The sequence below is a fragment of the Streptomyces sp. NPDC001732 genome (assembly GCF_053596315.1).
Genome location: NZ_JBSFFY010000092.1, coordinates 1 through 18,753, shown reverse-complemented (window position 1 = coordinate 18,753; position 18,753 = coordinate 1). Strand labels below are relative to the sequence as shown.

The window sequence follows — 18,753 nt, the reverse complement described above, 5'->3', positions numbered from 1 at the left end:
CCGGGCCTGACGGGCCCCGAGCCCGGCGACCCAGGCGTAGTAGTGGAGCGGGCCCTCCTCATCACCCGGCACAGCAGAACGACCGTGAAGTTCGCCTTCTCCGCATGGATGAACCGGCATATCCCGCTCACCGATCGCTCTCCTTCGCGAAGAAGGCTGTGGCGGAGTCAACCGGTTGATACAACAGCTGCCGCGAGCCTATCGGCGGGAGTTTCGAACCCGAGGGTCTGCCGGGGCGAGGGCAAGACCGATGCCCGCGACGCCTACGTCATCGCCGACCAGGCCAGAATGCGCCGCGATCTGCGACCCCTCCGCCCCGGCGACGAAGCCGCCATTGAGCTCAAGCTGCTGACCGGACGCCGGGCCGACCTGGTCGAGGACCGCACCCGCGCGGTGAACCGCCTGCGGGGCACCCTGCTGAGCGTGTTCCCCGCCCTGGAGCGGGCTCTGGAGGTCACCAACACCGGTCCGCTCAGACTCCTGACGGACTACCAGACGCCGGCCGCGATCCGCCGGGCCGGCATCGCGCGGCTGACGAAGTGGCTGGCCAACCGCAAGGTCCGCAACGCCGGATCCCTGGCCGAGGCCGCGGTCGAGGCGGCCGAACGCCAGCACACCGCCGTCCCCGGGGAGAAGACCATCGCGAAGCTGGCCCCCACCCTGGCCGAGGAGGTAACGGCCCTCAACGAGCAGGTTTCCGAGATGGACAAGCTCATCGAGGGCCGGTTTCGCGAGCACGAACTCGCCGACATCGTCCTGAGCATCCCCGGCATCGGCACCGTGCTCGGTGCGGAGTTCCTCGCCGCAGTCGGCGGCAGCCTGGACGAGTTCGACTCCCCGGACGCCCTGGCGGCCTTCGCCGGCGTCGCACCGGCACCCCGCGATTCCGGCAAGGTCAGCGGCAACCTGCACCGACCAGTCACCTACCACCGACGGCTCCAGCGCGTCTTCTACACCTCCGCGCTGGTCAGCGTCCGCTGCGACCGAACTCGCGGAAGTTCTACGACCGCAAACGCGCGGAGGGCAAGAAGCACGTCCAGGCCGTGCTCGCTCTCGCCCGCCGACGCGTCAACGTTCTGTGGACTCTGATCCGTGACCGACGGTGCTGTCAGGTCGCACCTCCAGTGACTACGGCTGCTTGACAACAGCATCAGGAAGCGTGGCGGGTCTTGCGGCGGCGTACCGCGACGGCGGTGCCGCCACCGGCGACGATCAGTGCGGCGGCCACGCCGGCAATCGCTGCGGTGTTGTCGTTCGTGCCGGTCTCGGCGAGGTTGGCGCCCTTGGCCGCAGTCGACGAAGCGCTGTTGGTCTCGGCGAGGTTGGCGCCCTTGGCCGCAGTCGACGGAGCGCTGTTGGTCTTCATGGTCCTGTTGATCCAGCCCGCGTAGGCGGGGGCGCTGGTGTAGAGGCCGGGGCCCTGCGAGCACGGCACGTTCGGGGCGCCGGGCCCGGAGGTGACGCCGATCAGTTCCCAGCGGCCGTCCCGGCCCTTTTGGACCTGCGGTCCGCCGGAGTCCCCGGAGCACGCCATGGCCTTGGGCACGGTGGTGATCGTGCACAGCCGGGTCCGGTCCGCGTAGCCGGGCGCGCACTCGGATTCGGCACCCCTGCGGGTGTTCAGTTCCTGCAGCCGGTCCGGGAACTTGAACTCGGTGTCGACGGTGGTGCCGAAGCCCAGGAGCCGGGTCGGCGTGCCGGGCTTCCCGGGCTGCTCGGCGATCTTGATGGGTTGCTGGGCGACCGGGCGGTCCAGGCGTATCAGCGCGATGTCGTTCTTGTTGGCGGCCTTGTTGTCGCCGTTCACGTAGCCGGGGTGGACGAAGGTCCGGTCGATCTTCCGGACGGTGCCGCCGGACTTGCGGTGGTCGCTGCCGACCCGCACGATGCCGTCCAGCTTGATGTTGATGCCCTCGACCTTCAGGCAGTGGGCCGCCGTCAGCACCCACTGCTGATCGATCAGCGACGCCCCGCAGTTCCCGTCGATCAGACCCTGCTCCGGGGCCGACTCAGGGATGGTCGCCATGAACGGGTAGTTCTCGGTGGAGTCCGACCCGTTGACGATGGCACTGGCGCTGCCGGCCATGACAGTGACGCAGGCCGCAGCCGCGAGAGCGCCGACGGCAGCGGTGCGGACGGTACGACGGCGCGGCGACTTGAAACTGAACACAGAGGGTTCCCTTTTGCTTGGTGGATCCGTATGCATTCAGCCTCGCTGTCCGAAGCCTGCCGCACCATCCGGGTAACGGGTCGGTCGAGAGTATGGCCAGCCCCCCCTCTGTACTGCGGAAACCTCGGGGCCCGAAGTGTGGCTGCCCGGCGAAGGACTCCGCAGAGCGTCGGAGACCCCCCGGAGGGAGTCACCGGCCGGGAGCCAAGACGCAGACATAGGCCCTACTCGCGCTCGTGCACGCCGCACTGAAAACCGGCTAGGACGCGGAACGTTCGGAGCGGCGAACGCCCCGCCGACGGCTGGGACAGACCCACCCCAGCGATCGGCAAGAACCACGTCGCCTGCGGCATGTTTCATGCCGAGCAGCTGGCCCAGCACTTCCCACTACGCGCCCAGGCGTTTTGTGCGGCCCACCACGGCCGGGGTCAGCTGGTCGATGCGGCGCTGGAGGTGCGGCAGGCACTTGAATGGTTCCTCGGCCTTCTGGGTCGAGGTACGCAGTGCGCATTGAAGGTCGCGGATCTCCGCGCATGCGGCGTCCGGTTCGCGCAGGCGGGCGTGGTCGAAGTCGGAGATGCTGGGGGGTGGGGCTTCGTGGCGTTCAGTGTGGCTGCCTGTCGGCGCTTGGTGCCGCAGTACTCGCCCGGACGCCCGGTGTGCTGCGGCTCGCGCCTGCCGGTTGGTGAGGACAGCCCGGTCCGCATCGTGGCGTTGGCGGTCGACGACCCCACCGTGGCCTCCGCCGACGGAGCACAGGCGACGCTTCGTCTGCTCGACCACGTGCGGCTCCGGTGCGAGGCCCGCTACGGGCGGCACGCCTGCGTTGTTGTCGACAACGTGGTGCACGCGCTGCTCCCCGATGCCAGCGCCGGTGGCGGACCGCAGCGCCAGCTCGTCGAGACATCACCCGCCAGGCCACCCATGCCTTGCGCATGTCCGTACGGGCCGGACTGGGCAGTGCGGTCAGGGGCCTGGCGTACGTTCCCGCTCACGCGACGATGCCGATCATGTCCTGACGGTCTTGGACGAGAACCGTAGCGTGGCCACCATCGAGGACGTACGACCTCGGGTGACCCTGCTACGGCTCGCCGAGATCCTGTCCCGCCGAGCCGATCTGGCGACCGGACGATGGCAGGCCCTTCTCGCCTACGACGAGCAGCACGGTACCGACTACGCCAAGACCCTCGTCTGCTACTTCGAGACGGGCCTCGACATGGCAGGCGCAGCGAGACTGCTCGCTGCGCATTCCAACACATGCCGGTATCGGCTCAAGCAGGCCCAGCGTCACCTCTCCATCGACCTTACCGATCCCGACGAGATGCTCGTCCTCTGGCTGCACCTATGAACGCTGGCCCGACTGTGGGTAGGCGGCTGAGCGTCCCGGACGGATGTCGACTGTGAGGATCAACCGATGAGCCAGTCCCGAAGGGAGCGGTGGACTTCACGCAGTTGGGAGACCTCAACGTACTCACCAGGCGTATGGGCCAAAGACGGGTCGCCTGGACCGAAGTTCAGGGCAGGCACGCCTGCCGCAGCGAAGCGGGCGACATCGGTCCAGCCAAGTTTCGCCTGCGGCTCGGTGCCAAGCCGCGCGAGCAGCGACGCGGCGGCGGGCCGGTCGAGCCCCGGCAGGGCGCCCGGCAACACCTCGGTCACCTCAACCTCGTACTCGGAAAAGAGCCCACGCACGTACGCCTCTGCCTCCGCAGTGGTACGGCTGGGCGCGTAGCGCAGATTGACCGTGACCACGCACACGTCAGGGACCACGTTGCCGGCGACCCCTGACCGCACCGCCACGGCGCTCAGCCCCTCCCGGTACACCAGCCCATCGATGACCACCTCCTCAGCGATGTGCTCCGCCAGTCTGCGCAACACATCACCCGCGAGGTGCGCCGCGTTGACGCCCATCCACGAACGGGCCGTGTGCGCCCGCCTTCCCCGTACGACTATGTCCGCCGTGAGGAAGCCCTGACAGCCGCCCTCCACCGTGCCATTGGAGGGCTCCATGAGGATTGCCAGATCGGCGTCGAGGAGGTCTGGGCGCTCGGCGGCGATCCTGCCCAGCCCGTTGCGGTCGCCAGATGTCTCCTCACACTCGTAAAAGACGTAGGTGACGTCCCGGACCGGTGTTGCGATGGTCGCCGCGGTGTGCAGGGCCACAGCGACCCCGCCCTTCATGTCGCATGCACCAAGCCCGTGCAGCAACCCGTCCGCGAGACGAGAAGGCAGATTGTCGCATGGCGGGACAGTGTCCAGGTGCCCGGCGATCACCACGCGCTCGGCTCGTCCCAGCTCGGTGCGGGCGACCACGGAGTTGCCGATCCGATTGACCCTCAGATGGGACAGAGTCCTCAAAGCGCGCTCCACCCCGTTGGCGAGTGCCGCCTCCCCACCGCTCTCGGACGGTATGTCGACCAACGTGCGTGTCAACTTGACGATATCCGAGCCGAGATCGAGTTCAGTCTGGATGTCGCTGGGGACAGACATGGCAGTGCTCCATCAGATAGGGGACAAGGTGTAGCTACTCCGGCGCACGGCATAGGAGCGGGTCGGGGTGGCGTGCGGCTTTGGCCAGGGCGTGGACGACCCGGTCGGGGAAGGCCGAGCCGCCCATGCTGAAGACGGGCTGCGTGGTCTCGAAGAGCGCGGTGAGGCTGCGGAACACCGTGATCGCCCGATGGCAGTGCTCGTCGACGGCCGCAAGGGTGGTGGTATCCCTCCGGTTGGGCCGGACGCCTTCGTAGCCGGCGACGCCGGCAAGGAGGAGTCCGGGCGCTGCCCGGACGGCCTTGGCCAGGTCAGCCGCCTCGACCGGTCCCTTCACGCCTGTGCGGCCTGCGTCCGTTCCGATGTCGATCAGGACGCGCAGGGGGGTGCGTGCGCCGGTCGTGAGCGGCTGGGCGAGGCCGATACCGGCCAAGGAGTCGACGAAGCAGTACAGCTCCAGTTCTGATTCCTCGTCGAGCCACCGGCGCAGCAGGGAGAGGTCGTGGCGGTGGACCACCTCGTTCGCAATGATCACACGCCGCACTCCCCACCCAAGGGCGATCCTGGCCTGCGTCACGGTGGCGACCGTGACGCCCCATGCCCCCGCGGCCAGCTGCCGTTCGACGATGGAGCGCGTCATGGTGGTCTTGATGTGCGGGGTCAGCTCGACGTGGTGATCGCGGCACCAGGCCGCCATGAGCCGGACGTTGTGCTCCAGCGCCTGCTGGTCGAGGCGGAGCTCCGGCAGCTGCCCGGTTGGGTGTCCGCCTCGTGGCATCTCGTGGTCCATTGGCTCCTCCGAGCGCGGCGCGTTGCCGCAGGACGATGGGGGACGTGTATATGCGACGGAGCGTAGATTATTTATGACGAGTTGCAAATACTATGTTGGATGGTGCGTTGTGTTTAGTGGAGGAGGGCCCTGTGCCGAACGATGAGCGCGCGCCCGACGCATCCGAGTCCTCAGCCGGCGAGGGGGTCGGTAAGTTCCTGCGGCGCGAGCGGCTGGAGCGAGGCTTCACCCTGGAGAAACTGGCGGAGAAGACGGGTCTCTCCCGCAGCTACCTCAGCAATGTGGAGCGGGACGTGAACAGCCCGACGATCAACACGTTGCGTACGATCGTCGACGCCCTCGGTACGACACTCAGCCGACTGTTCCATACGATCGACCGGGAGCGCCGTGTGCTCACCCGCCCCGAAGAGCGCGTCGAACTCACCCGGGCGGGAGTAGAAGGGGTGACGTACACCCTCCTCAATCCCAAACACGGCGGCAAGCTCGAAATGATGATGCTGGAGGTTGCCCCGGGAGCCTCCTCCGGCACCAATCCGCACACCCACGGGGGAGAAGAAGTCGGCCTGCTGCTGAGCGGGGAGCTGGACTACTGGGTCGACGGAATCCACCACCGCCTCCAGCCCGGCGACTGCGTCAGCTTCGATTCCTCCCTGCCGCACCGCTACAGCAACCCGGGCAACGTACCCGCAGTCTGCGTCTGGTCGGAGACGCTGCCGGGCTTCTGAGCAGCACAGCAGAGACAAAGGATGCGCGGACCCGCACACACCAGGACGCGTGGGGGACCCGACCGAGCACGCCGACCGGGTCCCCCATGCGTCCTGGCAGCGTTGGTAGAGCTGCCCACAAAGCCCGGACAAGCGACTTCTTCGACTCCAGCCGCGGGACGGGGAACTCAGGATCGCCCGGCGGCGGACGCACGTCGACGACTTCCAGGTCCAGGAGCGTGCTCAACAAAGGAATGCTCCTGACGGCAGGAGGCGCATGGACATGTCCTTTCGGCCAATGTTGGGCGAGCGGACTTTGCCGGTTAGGACAATCCTTCTGAGCAGTCGGGCTGAGAGTCTGTGCCGCATGGACATCTCAACAAAATTGTCCGAGCTCGTGGGCTTGGCGGTGCGACCGGGAGACCCGGGACTGGCCGTCGGGATCTACACCGACGGGAAGCTGATCCACCAGGCATCGGCGGGGCTGGCGAGCGTGGAGTTCGAGGCGCCGATCGACACCCGGACACGGTTCGACATCGCTTCCATGAGCAAGCAGTTCACTGCCACGGCGGCGTTGCTGCTGTGCCGGGAGGGACGACTATCGCTGGACGACGACATCCGGACCCACCTGCCCGAACTGAGGTTGGCGGTACCGGTGACCGTCGGACAATGCCTGCGGCACACAGGCGGTCTGCGGGAGTGGTTGGCCCTGACAACGATCGCCGGCCGCCCGCTGACCAGGATCACCCAGGATCAGACGCTGGCCTTCGTGGCAGGGCTGACTGAGGTCAACTTCGAACCTGGGACCGAGTTCTCCTACTCCAACACTGGTTACGTCCTGGTCGCCTCGCTCGTGCACCGGCTCACCGGCCAAACGCTGGGGGAGTTCACCAAGGACCGGATGTTCACGCCGCTGGGCATGACCGAGACCATGTTCCGCGAGAACAGCCAGGAGCCGTTGCCGCGATTCGCTTACGGGTACGACGTCACCAGCGATGCCGTCCGGCGCGCCGACACCGAGGAGTCCGCGGTCGGTGATGGCGGCCTGGCCACCAGCGTCGGCGACCTGGGGCCGTGGTTCGGATTCCTGCAGGACGGCCGGGTTCTGGGCGTCGACATCCGCGACGGGCTGTTGCAGCGGGTCGACTCCGAAGACGGGGAGGAGCGGCCGTACGCGCTGGGTCTCTACCACACGACGATCGCGGGCCACCCGGCGTTCGGCCACGCCGGCGGCGTCCCCGGGTACCGGTCTCAGCTGTTGTTCATGCCAGGCTTGGACCTCGGTGTGGCGTTGCTGAGCAACAACTCGTCGATCAACCCGTCGAAGCTGGCCACCCAGGTGCTCCGGCTGGCCGCCGGGCTGCCCGAGGACGATCCCATCGAACTGGTGGCGGCCCCGGTGGCCGGCGAGCCCGCTGCCCAGCTGACGGGGCACTGGCTGGATCCGCAATCCGACCTCACCATCCGGATCGACGCCGTGGGCAACGGTCGGATCAAGATCCGTGGTGGGTCGCCTGCCGGCGAGTTCGCGCCGGCCGTCGACGGCAGCTGGCAGGGCCTGGAGGACAGCGCCGGCTTCTGGGTGCAGGTGTCGTCCGGCACCCTCCGGATCGGGTCGGTGTATCGACCGGGCCGCGCCACGGAGTACTGGCGTTGTCCACCCTCGGCTGCCGGCCCCACGCTGCCACCGGCCGTCTACCGCAGTCCCGAGCTGGGCATCCTGGCGACAGTCACCACGGACGGCAAGCTCGAGCTCGGTCTGGAGTTCGTCGAGACGATCGAACCGGCACCGGACGGTGCGTTCAGCGCAGGCGGCCTGATCAGCCTGCGTCCCAGCGGTGAAGACCTCTTGATCAGCACCCACGGCGTCCGCCGGATGCGCTTCGTCAGGCAGCCTGATGACACCGCCCCCATGGGTCTTCCCCCCGGCCTCAACGTCGCCACCTGACAGCCCCCACCAACTGCTCACTCTGCGCCGACCGCCCCAACGTGTCCCTCACCGGCGTCCACTTCACCCGATCCATCCCACGACGAGGACTCCCCATGACTCCAACGTTGCCAAGCCGCCGGACGGCCTGCGGGCTGCTCGGCGGTGCCCTGACCGGAAGCCTGCTGCTGACCGGATGCGCCACGACGGCCGGCAGCGGGGCAGGCGACCCGGACACGCTCACGATGGCAACCACGAGCCCGCCGAACGTGCTGGACGTCGCCCATGGCTTCACCGGCCCCGGCACCCTGGTGCAGTTCGCGATCCTGGAGTCGCCGGTGACGAGGGACGACAACGGCAAGGTCGTCCCGCAGTTGGCGGAGTCGTGGACCGAGCCGAACCCGGTCACGTACGTGTTCAAGCTGCGCAAGGGCGTGGTGTTCTCCGACGGCTCTCCGATGACCGCCGAGGATGTCGCGTTCTCACTGTTGCGGCACACCGACCCGAAGGTGGCGTCCGAGGCGGCGAGCATGGTGCCCGCAGTCAAGTCGGTGCGGGCCACCGGCCCGGACGAGGTCACCGTCGTGCTGAAGTCCCCGACCCAGACGTTCCTGCCGAACGTAGCTGTGATGTGGCAAGTGGTGCCCAAGAAGCTCGCTGAGAGGCACCCGCAGGACCTGGGGACGCCGGCCGTCGGGACCCTGGGCACCGGGCCGTACAAGGTCACCAAGTTCTCCAGCACCGAGGGCGTCACCCTCAAACGCAACGAAAAGTACTGGGGCCCCAAGCCGGCCATCGGCACGGTGAAGGTGACCACCATCACCGACCCGGAGACGCTGCGGCTGGCCATCTCCTCCGGGGAGGTGGACGGGACCATCCAGGTTCCGCCGCGTGATACCCGCAAGTGGGATCCTCTGGAGAACGTCAAGACCCGGTTCTACGCCGGCAATTCGATCGCCTACCTCGCCCTCAACGTCAAGTATGCGCAGCTGTCGGACGTACACGTCCGCAGGGCCATCGCGCACGCGGTGAACCGGGAGGCGATGCAGCGGCTGGTGGTCGGCGACAAGGCAACACCCGCGACCACGATCCTGACCCACCCGATGCTCAAAGCGCTCTACGGGGACGGCTTCCAGAGCACGCTCGACCGGTTGCCCCAGTATCCGTACGCCCTGGCCGCCGCCAGGGCGGAGCTGGCGAAATCCAAGTACCCCAACGGCTTCGAGCTGCCCGCCAACTACAGCAGCGGTAACAACACGGCCGACGCGATGCAGGCGCTGGCGGCAGACCTGGCCAAGATCGGCATCAAGCTCAAGCTCAACCCGTTGCCCGACGATTCCTACCGCGCCAAACGGATTCGACACGATGGACTCACCCTGGGACTGAGCGACCTGGCCTACGCCACCCCGGATCCGGGCGAGCTGCTACCGGACCTGGTGTCCAGCGTCGGGGCGAAGCCCTACGGCTTCAACTTCGCCCAGTTCTGGACCCCCCAGCTGGACGCCAAGGTGAACAAGGTGCTCGGCCTCAAGAACGGCGAGGAGCGCAAACAGGCAGTCACCGAGATCCTCACCGAGACCGCCGAGCAGGCGCCGTACATCCCGCTGTACAGCGTGGACTCCGGTATCGCGCTGAACAAGCGGTTCACCGAGAACGTCGGGGTGTGGACGCTGAACATCTTCACCAAGATCAAGCCCGTGGGGGCCTAGATGAACACCGCCAAGTTGGTTGCCCGACGGTTGGCGTCCGCCGTGGTCTTGCTCGGGGTGATGTCGGTGCTCACCTACGGGTTGCTGTCCCTCACCCCGGACGGACCCGTGCAAGCGCTGCTGGGTGATCGCCCGTCGACCCCGCAGACCATAGCCGCGATCCGCGCGCAGTACCTGCTGGACGAGCCGTTCCCGGTGCAGTATTGGCACTGGCTGAGTGGTGTGCTGTCGGGTGACTTCGGATCCTCCGTATTCGCCAGGCAGCCGGTGCTGTCGGTGCTCGGCGAGCGCCTCCCGGTGACCGCCACGCTGGCCGGCTACGCCATGGTCCTGACCCTGCTGCTCGGAATTCCGGCGGGCATGGCGGCCGGGCTGCGCCGCGGCAAGCTGCTCGACCAGGGCGTCACGCTGGTCGCGCTGGTCGCGCTGTCCTTCCCGCCGTTCGCGCTGGGCCTGTTGCTGCTGTACGGCTTCGCCGTCGCGCTGGGCTGGTTCCCGACGTACGGGGGCGGGGATCTGAGCCACTACATCTTGCCGGCGATCGCGTTGTCGCTCGGTCAAGCGGCTGTACTGGTCCGGCAGACCCGCGCCGCCACCCTTGATGTCGGTGCTCAGGACTACATCACGTTCGCCCGAGCCCGGGGCCTGAGCCGGATGCGGACCTGGGGAAGCTACTCCCTGCGCAACGCCGCTCTGCCCGTGCTCACCGTCGCGGGACTGCTGGCCGCAGCGAACCTGACCGGAGCGGTGTTCGTGGAACAGACCTTCAGCTTGCCCGGACTGGGATCGCTCCTGGTGCAGGCGGTAAACCAGAAGGACATCCCCTTGATCCAGGCATTGGTACTGCTCGGTGGCGCAGTGGTCATCGGCGTCAACCTATTGGTGGACTTGATATACCTGGTGGTCGACCCCCGGGTCCGGCACGGAGCCGCCGCATGAGCGCGGCGGCGACGACGCCCCTGTCGGGCGTCCGAGAAGGTGGCCGGCGGCCCAGGCTCGCCGGCGGCCGCATCCTGACGGTGACAGCGGTGCTGGCGCTCGCGATCACCGTGCTGGCCGCGATCCTTGGAAACTGGCTGGCTCCGCACGACCCGGCGCTGCAGAACGTCGAGCTGGGCCCCAGTGGCCCGAGCGCGACCCACCTGCTCGGTACCGACGATTTGGGCCGTGATGTGGTGTCCCGGCTGTTGGCAGGCGCCCGCAACGCGTTGGTCGCCCCGGCGTTGATCGCCCTCGGGACCACCCTGCTGGGTACCACCCTCGGCCTGCTCGCGGGCTACCACCGGGGCCGGCTGGACGCGGTCCTGATGCGAATCAGTGACCTGCTGTACGCGCTGCCCGGGCTGCTCATCCTGATCGTCCTGGTGGGCATCGTCGGCGGCGGAACCACGGTCGCCGTGCTCGCCCTCATCGTCCTGGGCGCCCCGGTCGACATCCGGATAATCCGCAGCCTGGCACTGGGCCAGCGGGAGTTGGCGTACGTCGATGCCGCCCGCACTCTGGGCCTGTCGGACCGGCGGATCGTCTTCCGGCACCTGCTGCCCAATCTGGCGCCGACTGTGACAGCCAATCTGCTGCTCAGCTTCGTCAGTGCGTTGGTGGCGCTGACCGGGCTGTCGTTCCTGGGAATCGGACTGCCGGCGGGCACGCCCGACTGGGGCCTGATGATCCAGGAGAACCGCACCCTGCTGGACCTCAATCCATGGGCGGCCGTGACACCGGCGTTGCTGATCATGATCACCGCCATCGCGGCCACCCTGCTCGGCGACAGCATCTTCGAACGGCTCAGCGCCGGGAAAGGCGTCCCGGAATGAGCGAGCTGCTACAGGTAGACGGGCTCACGATCACCCTCGGGGACCGGCGGATCGTCGACGACATCGACCTGACCGTCGCACCCGGCGAAACCGTCGGACTGGTCGGCGAATCGGGCAGTGGCAAGTCCCTGACCGCCCGCGCGATAGCCGGACTGCTGCCCCCACCACTGCTGGCCCACGGCTCGGTGCAGCTGTCCGGGACCGAACTCATCGGGGCGCGGGAGAAGGTGCTGCGCAAGGTGCGGGGCCGACGCGTCGGCCTGCTCATGCAGGACCCGTTCGCCCAGCTGAACCCGCTGCTGACCGCAGGTGCACACATCGCCGAGTCGCTTCCTCGTGGTGCCGGCCGCGATCGCGCCGAGATCACCCGTCGACTCGCGGAGGTCGGCATCAACAATCCGCAAGTGGCCCAGCTGTACCCATTCCAGCTGTCCGGCGGGATGCGGCAACGGGTAGCGATAGCGGCAGCGCTGGCCGGGGATCCCGAGCTGCTGATCGCCGACGAGCCCACCACAGCCCTCGACGCCACCATTCAGCACGAGATCATGCAGCTGCTCGCCAGGATTCAGGCGGCCCGGGGGATGGCCGTGCTGCTGATCACGCATGACCTGCGAGTCGCGTTCGCGCTGTGCGACCGGGTCCAGGTGATGTACGCCGGTCGGGTGCTGGAGGCGGGCCACAGCCACACCGTCGCCGCCGCCCCGAGCCACCCTTACACCGCCGGGTTGATCGGCGCGCTTCCAGCGGTGGAACGCACCTCCATGCAGCTGGTAGCCATTCCCGGCTCGGTGCCGCGCGCGGCCGACGTCACGGACCGGTGCGCGTTCGCCGACCGGTGCCAACAGCAACAAGACGATTGCCTCACCGGTCGTCCACCGCTGCGAGAGGTTGCCGTCGCCCACCACACGGCTTGCCGGTACGACGTGCAGCCGCCCGCGGCCCTGCCCATCGACGAGCCGATCGCGGTCAAGCCTCCGAAGTCGTCAGACGGCCCACTCCTACTGGTCGAGGGATTGCGTAAGAGCTACGGCAAGGTGAAGTCACTGGACGGTGCTGACCTCCAGATCGCCCCGGGTGAACGGCTGGGGCTGGTCGGCGAGTCCGGCTCCGGCAAGACGACCCTGGCCCGGTGCCTGCTCGGCCTGGTCGAAGCGAGTAACGGGCGGATCCTGCTGGACGGCACGGACACGACCCGGCTGCGACGACTGTCCACGAGCCAACGGCGAACTGCGCGGACCCTGGTGCAGTGTGTGTTCCAGGATCCGTCCACCTCGCTCAACCCGGCGATGACGGTTGGCGCCACCCTGGCAGAGGCGGCCGGTCAGGCACGGCCGGAGGACCGTCTCCCCGTCGGCGAGCTGCTCGAGCTGGTCGGCCTGCCACCGGCGTACTCCGGGTTGCGGCCGCACCGGCTGTCGGGCGGCCAGAAGCAGCGGGTCGCGATCGCGCGGGCGCTCGCCGTGCGTCCCGCGCTCTTGATCTGTGACGAGCCGACCGCCTCGCTGGACGTGTCGGTCCAGGCCCACATCCTCGAACTGCTGCGCCGCATCAATACCGAGCTGGGCACCGCCCTGCTGTTCATCACGCACGACCTGGCCGTGGTCCGGCAGATCACCGACCGCGTCATAGTGCTACTGCACGGCCAGGTGGTCGAGGTGGGTGACACCGAGCAGGTGCTCGATGCCCCCACCCACGAATACACCCGCCGCCTGGTGGCCTCAGTGCCACCGGCGCCGACCGGAAAGGCAGCCCATGCATGACCTGATCATCTCCGGCGGTGAGGTCCACGACGGATTCGCCTCCACGCCAGTCACCGCCGACGTCGCCATCACCGCCGGCCGCATCATTGCCGTGGGCAAGGATCTCGGGGCAGCCAGACGGACCATCGATGCGGCCGGCCTGGTGACAGCCCCCGGGTTCGTCGATCCGCACAGCCACTCCGACAGCGTTCCGTTCCTGCCCGACGCGCAGCCCTTCAAGCTGCTGCAGGGCGTCACCACGGAGGTCGTCGGCAACTGCGGCTTCTCGATGGGACCGACAGATCCCGAGACCGCCGGGCTGAGCCCGATCCAGCTGGGCGAGCAGACGTTCACGACCTTCGCGGACTACCTCGATGCCGCGGAGGCCGCCGGGCTGAGCAACCACTTCGCCCCGCTGGTCGGCCACAACACGCTGCGGCTGGCGGTAGCCGGCATGGAGAAGCAGTTGCCGCCGGGGGGCCTGGACCGGCTGTGCGCGCTCACCGACGAGGCCTTCGCAGCCGGGGCTCGCGGACTGTCCAGCGGTCTCGAGTACGTGCCCGGCGCGTACGCGGACCTGGCCGAGCTCACCGCCCTGGCCCGGATCGCCCGCCGGTACGACGGGGCATACGCCACCCACATGCGCAGCGAGAGCGAGGGGCTGGCCGATGCACTCGACGAAGCGGTCGCGATCGCCAGAGCAGCCGGGATCAGGCTGCAGGTGTCGCACTGCAAGGCTTCCGGCCGCGCCGTCCACGGCGCGGCCCGGCTGATCCTGGACAAGTTGGCCGAGGCCCGCCGCAGCGGCGTTGACGTACGTGGAGACCAGTACCCGTACCGGGCCTTCTGCACGAGCCTGTCGGCGATGCTGCCTCCAGAGGCCTGCGAGGGCAACGTGGACGCGCTGCGCGCCAGGCTCTCCGATCCGGTGACCCGGGCGGCGATCAGAGCGACGGCCGAAGGGCCGGGGCCGGGGATCGGCGTCGGGTTGTGGCGGGAGCTCCACCCGGAGGACATGCAGATCCTGCGGCACACCGATCCGATGGTGAAGGGGCGCCGACTCGCCGAAGTGCTGGCCGGACGAGATCCATGGGACGTGCTGTGCGAGCTGCTGATCGCCGACCCGCACGCGTTTGTCGTCTGCCACACCATGGACGAAGGTGATGTACTGGCGGTCATGGCCGATCCGTTGGTCGCCATCGGATCGGACAGCGACATCCCGATCGGTCCGAACCATCCCCGGACCTTTGGCACCTTCCCCACCTTCCTCGGCAGCTATGTACGTGACGGCGGTGTGGTGGACCTGCCCGAGGCGATCCGGAAGGTCACCTCCGCCACCGCGAGCCAATTCGGGTTGTCCGACCGTGGCTGGATCGGCCGCGGCTCCGTCGCGGACCTGGTGGTCTTCGATCCTGCGCGGACAGGCCACGCCGGGACCTATGAGAATCCCGAGCTGCGGCCGACCGGCATGGTGCATGTGTTCCTGGCCGGCGAACAGGTGATCGTCGACGGTGAGTTCACCGGTGAGCGACGGGGCCGGATGCTGCGATCGGCGAGGCGATGACCGCCCCGGGCGGGATCACGCTCGGGGTCGTGCTCGACAGCCTGGGAACCGAGGTCGTACGGCCGCTCGCGCTGCCACAAGGCCGGGCGGTCGCCATCGGTGCGCCCACGATCTATGACACCGACGCCCCCACGACAGGGCTGACCGATGCGATCGTACTGGTACCCGGCCGGCTGACCGCCGACGTACTGGAATGGGCTGCCGAGCAACACGCCACGGCGGTGGTCATGCGAGCCGGCCCCACGGACACGGCAGCACTGACACAGGCTGCCGAGCGGACCGGGGTGGCGCTCCTGGAACGCAGTACCGAGATCTCCTGGGGACAGCTCTACACCTTGATCGACGCGCTGCGTGCGATCACGAGCCCGGTATTCGAGCCGAACGGCCATCGATCCGTCGACTTGTTTGCCCTGGCCAACGACATAGCCGTGCGCGCCGGTGGCGCGGTGGCGATCGAGGATCTGTCCATGCGCGTGCTGGCCTACTCCACGGTCCCGGGTCAGCTGGTCGACGACCCGCGTCGCGACGGCATCCTCGGCCGCCGGGTACCGGACCATCCGACCCACGCTGAGGAGTACGCCGCAGTCCTGCGGTCTGATACCGCGGCATGGAGCTACGAGCCGAAGGAGTACCGGCCGCGACTCGCCATCGCCATACGAGACGGTGGTGAGGCGTTGGGCACCATCTGGGTGCTACAGGGTGATGAACCATTGGCAGAGGGGGCGTCAGACGTCCTTGCCGAGGGTGCACGGCTGGCCGCGCCCCACCTGGCCCGGGTGAGCCTCGCGGCGGATGCCGAGCGTCGGCAACGAGTGGAGCGCCTGGGCTGGTTGCTCCGCGGCTTGGGAGCGACCCGGGAGCTCGCCGACTCGTTCGGGATGCGCTTCGATGCCCCGGCGACCGTGCTGGTGATCGGCCGCTCCAGCAACCCGGCCGATCACGCGCGAGGCGTGTCGCTGGATTCGGCCGCGGAGCACGTCGGCGACCTGCTGCGGATGGGACTCTCGGCGTACCGGCTGGGAGCCGCTGCAGGAGCGCTGGACGGCCAGGCTGTGGCAGTGGTCGACACTGCGTCCGACGCGCCCGTGATCCAGCTGATCATTGCGACGGTGCTGGCTCGGGCGAGGGACACCCTGGGCGGCGGCTGGCGGGCCGGGATCAGCCGCACCCTTACCGGCCTTGCCGACATACCAACAGGGATGAGTCAGGCCAGGCAGGCGCTCAAGGTGGTGTGCGGACCGTTCGGCAAGGGGGAGATCGGACGGCACGACGAGCTGGCCGCCTCGATGTTCCTGCGCGACGTCTACGAGGCGCTCCGGTACCGACCGGCCATGGACGCGGAGCCGCTGTCGACGGTGCTCGACCACGACGCCCGGCACGGAACGGACTACGAGAAAACGCTGCGCTGCTGGATCGCCGAGCACTACGACGTGCCACGGGCCGCCGACGTCATGACGTTGCACCCCAACACATTGCGGCACCGGTTGCGCCGGCTGGCCGAGCTGATCGACATCGACGATCCGGACCTGCGGTTGGCGCTGGCGCTGCAGCTGCGGCTACGGCTGCCGGACATCAGAACAAAGGAGGCCCAGTGAACTTGGGCCTGGACGCCAATGGTTCGGGGCGGTCCGCCAAGCAGACTCGTCACATGGTCGAATTTCCATCCGCCGTCGCGGAACGGGCAAACGTCCGGATCCAGTTGCTTCGGACCGTACCCGAACTTCAGCAGGCCGACGCGTTGCTACGTGCCGTGTGGAACACCCCGGACACCGCCGAGCCACCACTGGCTCTGGACGTGATGTGCGCGCTCGCGCACACCGGCGGCTACGTCGCGGCGGCGTACCTCGGGACGGCGATGGTCGGCGTGACCGCCGGGTTCCGAACCGTCGGAGACAGCCTGCACTCGCACGTGGCCGGCGTGGTACCGGGAATGCATGGGCGTGGGATCGGCGCGGCGATGAAGTCGCACCAGCGGGAGTGGGCTGCCGAGGCGGGCCTGTCGTCGATCTCGTGGACGTACGATCCGCTGATCCGCCGCAACGCCTACTTCAACCTGCACAGGCTCGGGGCGGTCGCGGAGGCGTACCTGCCCGACTTCTACGGGCCGTTGGACGACGGCATCAACGACGGCGGCGACTCCGACCGGCTGTTCGTCAGTTGGCCGGTGCAGGCGACGTCGCATGCACCGGAACCGTTGCCAAGCCTGGCCGCCGCGGTGCCCGTACTCGAACCGGACGGCAACGGCGAGCCAGTACTGCGCGCCGCGACCTGCGGCGTACTGCGTTGTGCCACCCCGGTGGATGCGGAGTCCTTGCGGCAAAGGGATCCAGCCGCCGCCCGGCGCTGGCGGTCCGCGATGCGCGAGTCACTCGGTGGCGCCTTGGAGAACGGTTATCGGATCGACGGGTTCGTCCGGTCGGGCTGGTACATCCTGCAACGGAAGGAAGTGTCGAAATGAAGCTGCAGCAGGTGGAGTTGCGTGAGGTGGCCCTGCCCTTGGTCGCGCCGTTCCGGACCTCACTGGGCACCCAGGAACACCGGAACTCGTTGCTGGTCAAGGTGACCACGGTCGATGGAGCCGTCGGCTGGGGCGAGTGTGTGACCGACGACGAACCGACCTACAGCGCGGAGTATCTGGCCGGGGCCCGGGAGGTGTTGCGTTGGTTCCTGCTGCCCCGGTTGTTCCCGGTACCCGAGCTGACCGCCGCGCTGGTGCCCGAGCTGCTCCGCCCGATCAGGGGGAATCCGATGGCCAAGTCGGCGGTCGAGATGGCAGTTCTGGACGCCGAACTGCAGACCACCGGCATTGGCCTCGCCCAGTACCTCGGGGCGACGCGGACCGAGCTCGCAGTCGGAGTGTCAGTCGGCATCATGGACACCGTCGACGAGCTGATCAGTGCCGTCGACGGCTATCTCAGCGCGGGCTACGCCCGGGTCAAGCTGAAGATCGAACCAGGCTGGGACGTCGAGCCGCTGCGAGCGGTGCGGGAGACGTTCGGCCCGGAGATCCCCTTGCAGGTGGACGCCAACACCGCCTACAGTCCGGCTGATCTGCCCCACCTGCGGCGGCTCGACGACTACGGGCTGACGCTGATCGAGCAGCCGTTCGCCCCGGACGACCTGCTCTCGCACACCCGGCTGGCAGCCCGGATGGACACCCCGATCTGCCTGGACGAGTCGATCACCTCGGCCCGGGACGCGGCCACCGCCATCCGGCAGGAGGCGTGCTCGATCGTGAACATCAAGCCCGGCCGGGTCGGCGGGTACCTGGAGGCCCGCCGGATCCACGACCTGTGCCTGGCAAACGGCGTACCGGTGTGGTGCGGCGGCATGCTGGAGACCGGGCTGGGCCGGGCAGCCAACCTGGCGCTGGCCGCACTCCCGGGCTTCACCCTGCCCGGCGACATCTCGGCCACGGCCCGCTACTACACCCGCGACATTACTGCCCCCTTCGTCCTTCACGACGGCCACCTGACCGTCCCCACCGGCCCAGGAATCGGTATCGTCCCCGACCCCGACGTCCTACAAGCCGCCACCACCTCCACAGAACTGCTCAGTGCCTGACACCAGCCGTAGGACAACAGGCACCGCTGCGCGGTGCCTGTTGCAGGGAGCCTCCTCTGGTGTCCAGGCGAACACCGCTGTACGCCGTCCAGCAAGCAGCCTTTTCCAATCTGGCGGTGGTGACCACGCGTTGGACGGTCCTGGACAACGACGAAGCTCCTGGTGGACGGGTTCTCGACCAGGATCACCCGTGTCTGCCAGGAGTCTCAATGACGAAGTCAAGACTCCTGCGCGACGGGCGGGACGGGGGTGAACAGCCTGTCGTCGCGCAGGAGAGCCCAC

The 18,753-nt window shown here is 68.3% G+C and carries 16 protein-coding genes and 1 pseudogene; 13 read left to right on the top strand and 4 right to left on the bottom strand.

Annotation, left to right across the window (positions count from 1 at the left end; genetic code table 11):
- Positions 1-231: 231 nt before the first annotated feature.
- A pseudogene (locus ACWCXX_RS37575) lies at positions 232-1,142 on the top strand (IS110 family transposase); the annotation flags it as partial.
- A gap of 8 nt (positions 1,143-1,150) precedes the next feature.
- Here ACWCXX_RS37575 and ACWCXX_RS37570 read toward each other — a convergent pair.
- Positions 1,151-2,170 carry a S1 family peptidase gene (locus tag ACWCXX_RS37570; RefSeq protein WP_451135302.1) on the bottom strand — a complete coding sequence of 340 codons (1,020 nt, stop codon included), beginning with the start codon at positions 2,168-2,170 and terminating at the stop codon, positions 1,151-1,153.
- A 387-nt stretch (positions 2,171-2,557) separates the two neighbouring features.
- Complete coding sequence (locus ACWCXX_RS37565) at positions 2,558-3,019, bottom strand: hypothetical protein (RefSeq protein ID WP_451135300.1); 462 nt, start codon at positions 3,017-3,019, stop codon at positions 2,558-2,560.
- A gap of 175 nt (positions 3,020-3,194) precedes the next feature.
- Between ACWCXX_RS37565 and ACWCXX_RS37560 the strand changes: the two genes are divergently transcribed.
- The gene (locus tag ACWCXX_RS37560; RefSeq protein ID WP_451135298.1) at positions 3,195-3,518 is read left to right on the top strand and encodes a helix-turn-helix domain-containing protein; all 324 of its coding nucleotides are present in this window, start codon (positions 3,195-3,197) and stop codon (positions 3,516-3,518) included.
- A 59-nt stretch (positions 3,519-3,577) separates the two neighbouring features.
- Here ACWCXX_RS37560 and dapE read toward each other — a convergent pair whose 3' ends face one another.
- The gene (gene dapE / locus ACWCXX_RS37555) at positions 3,578-4,660 is read right to left on the bottom strand and encodes a succinyl-diaminopimelate desuccinylase (RefSeq protein ID WP_451135296.1); all 1,083 of its coding nucleotides are present in this window, start codon (positions 4,658-4,660) and stop codon (positions 3,578-3,580) included.
- Between the two features lie 34 nt (positions 4,661-4,694).
- The gene (locus tag ACWCXX_RS37550) at positions 4,695-5,450 is read right to left on the bottom strand and encodes an alanine racemase (RefSeq protein WP_451135294.1); all 756 of its coding nucleotides are present in this window, start codon (positions 5,448-5,450) and stop codon (positions 4,695-4,697) included.
- Between the two features lie 131 nt (positions 5,451-5,581).
- Here ACWCXX_RS37550 and ACWCXX_RS37545 point away from each other — a divergent pair, with 131 nt between their 5' ends.
- The 11 genes from ACWCXX_RS37545 to ACWCXX_RS37495 all read left to right on the top strand — a co-directional run.
- On the top strand, positions 5,582-6,175 hold the full coding sequence (locus ACWCXX_RS37545) for a cupin domain-containing protein (protein ID WP_451135292.1): 594 nt from the start codon (positions 5,582-5,584) through the stop codon (positions 6,173-6,175).
- Between the two features lie 256 nt (positions 6,176-6,431).
- Positions 6,432-8,102, top strand: coding sequence for a serine hydrolase domain-containing protein (locus ACWCXX_RS37540; protein WP_451135290.1), 1,671 nt, complete (start codon positions 6,432-6,434; stop codon positions 8,100-8,102).
- A gap of 95 nt (positions 8,103-8,197) precedes the next feature.
- Positions 8,198-9,790, top strand: a complete 1,593-nt coding sequence (locus ACWCXX_RS37535; protein ID WP_451135288.1) for an ABC transporter substrate-binding protein — start codon at positions 8,198-8,200, stop codon at positions 9,788-9,790.
- Positions 9,791-10,729: an ABC transporter permease gene (locus tag ACWCXX_RS37530; RefSeq protein WP_451135286.1), complete on the top strand. Its 939-nt coding sequence runs from the start codon at positions 9,791-9,793 to the stop codon at positions 10,727-10,729.
- Positions 10,726-11,604 (top strand): ABC transporter permease, encoded by an 879-nt coding sequence (locus tag ACWCXX_RS37525; protein ID WP_451135284.1) that lies wholly within the window; start codon positions 10,726-10,728, stop codon positions 11,602-11,604. Before ACWCXX_RS37530 ends, ACWCXX_RS37525 begins: the two co-directional genes overlap by 4 nt.
- Positions 11,601-13,364 (top strand): dipeptide ABC transporter ATP-binding protein, encoded by a 1,764-nt coding sequence (locus ACWCXX_RS37520; protein WP_451135282.1) that lies wholly within the window; start codon positions 11,601-11,603, stop codon positions 13,362-13,364. The genes ACWCXX_RS37525 and ACWCXX_RS37520 overlap by 4 nt, the downstream gene beginning before the upstream one ends.
- Positions 13,357-14,907, top strand: a complete 1,551-nt coding sequence (locus tag ACWCXX_RS37515) for an N-acyl-D-amino-acid deacylase family protein (protein WP_451135280.1) — start codon at positions 13,357-13,359, stop codon at positions 14,905-14,907. The genes ACWCXX_RS37520 and ACWCXX_RS37515 overlap by 8 nt, the downstream gene beginning before the upstream one ends.
- A 29-nt stretch (positions 14,908-14,936) precedes the next feature.
- Positions 14,937-16,502, top strand: coding sequence for a PucR family transcriptional regulator (locus tag ACWCXX_RS37510; RefSeq protein ID WP_451135278.1), 1,566 nt, complete (start codon positions 14,937-14,939; stop codon positions 16,500-16,502).
- The gene (locus ACWCXX_RS37505; protein WP_451135276.1) at positions 16,499-17,365 is read left to right on the top strand and encodes a GNAT family N-acetyltransferase; all 867 of its coding nucleotides are present in this window, start codon (positions 16,499-16,501) and stop codon (positions 17,363-17,365) included. Before ACWCXX_RS37510 ends, ACWCXX_RS37505 begins: the two co-directional genes overlap by 4 nt.
- Positions 17,362-18,471, top strand: coding sequence for an o-succinylbenzoate synthase (menC, locus tag ACWCXX_RS37500; RefSeq protein WP_451135274.1), 1,110 nt, complete (start codon positions 17,362-17,364; stop codon positions 18,469-18,471). Before ACWCXX_RS37505 ends, menC begins: the two co-directional genes overlap by 4 nt.
- 59 nt (positions 18,472-18,530) lie before the next feature.
- Positions 18,531-18,753: hypothetical protein (locus tag ACWCXX_RS37495; protein ID WP_451135272.1), on the top strand; the 223-nt coding region annotated here is incomplete at its 3' end.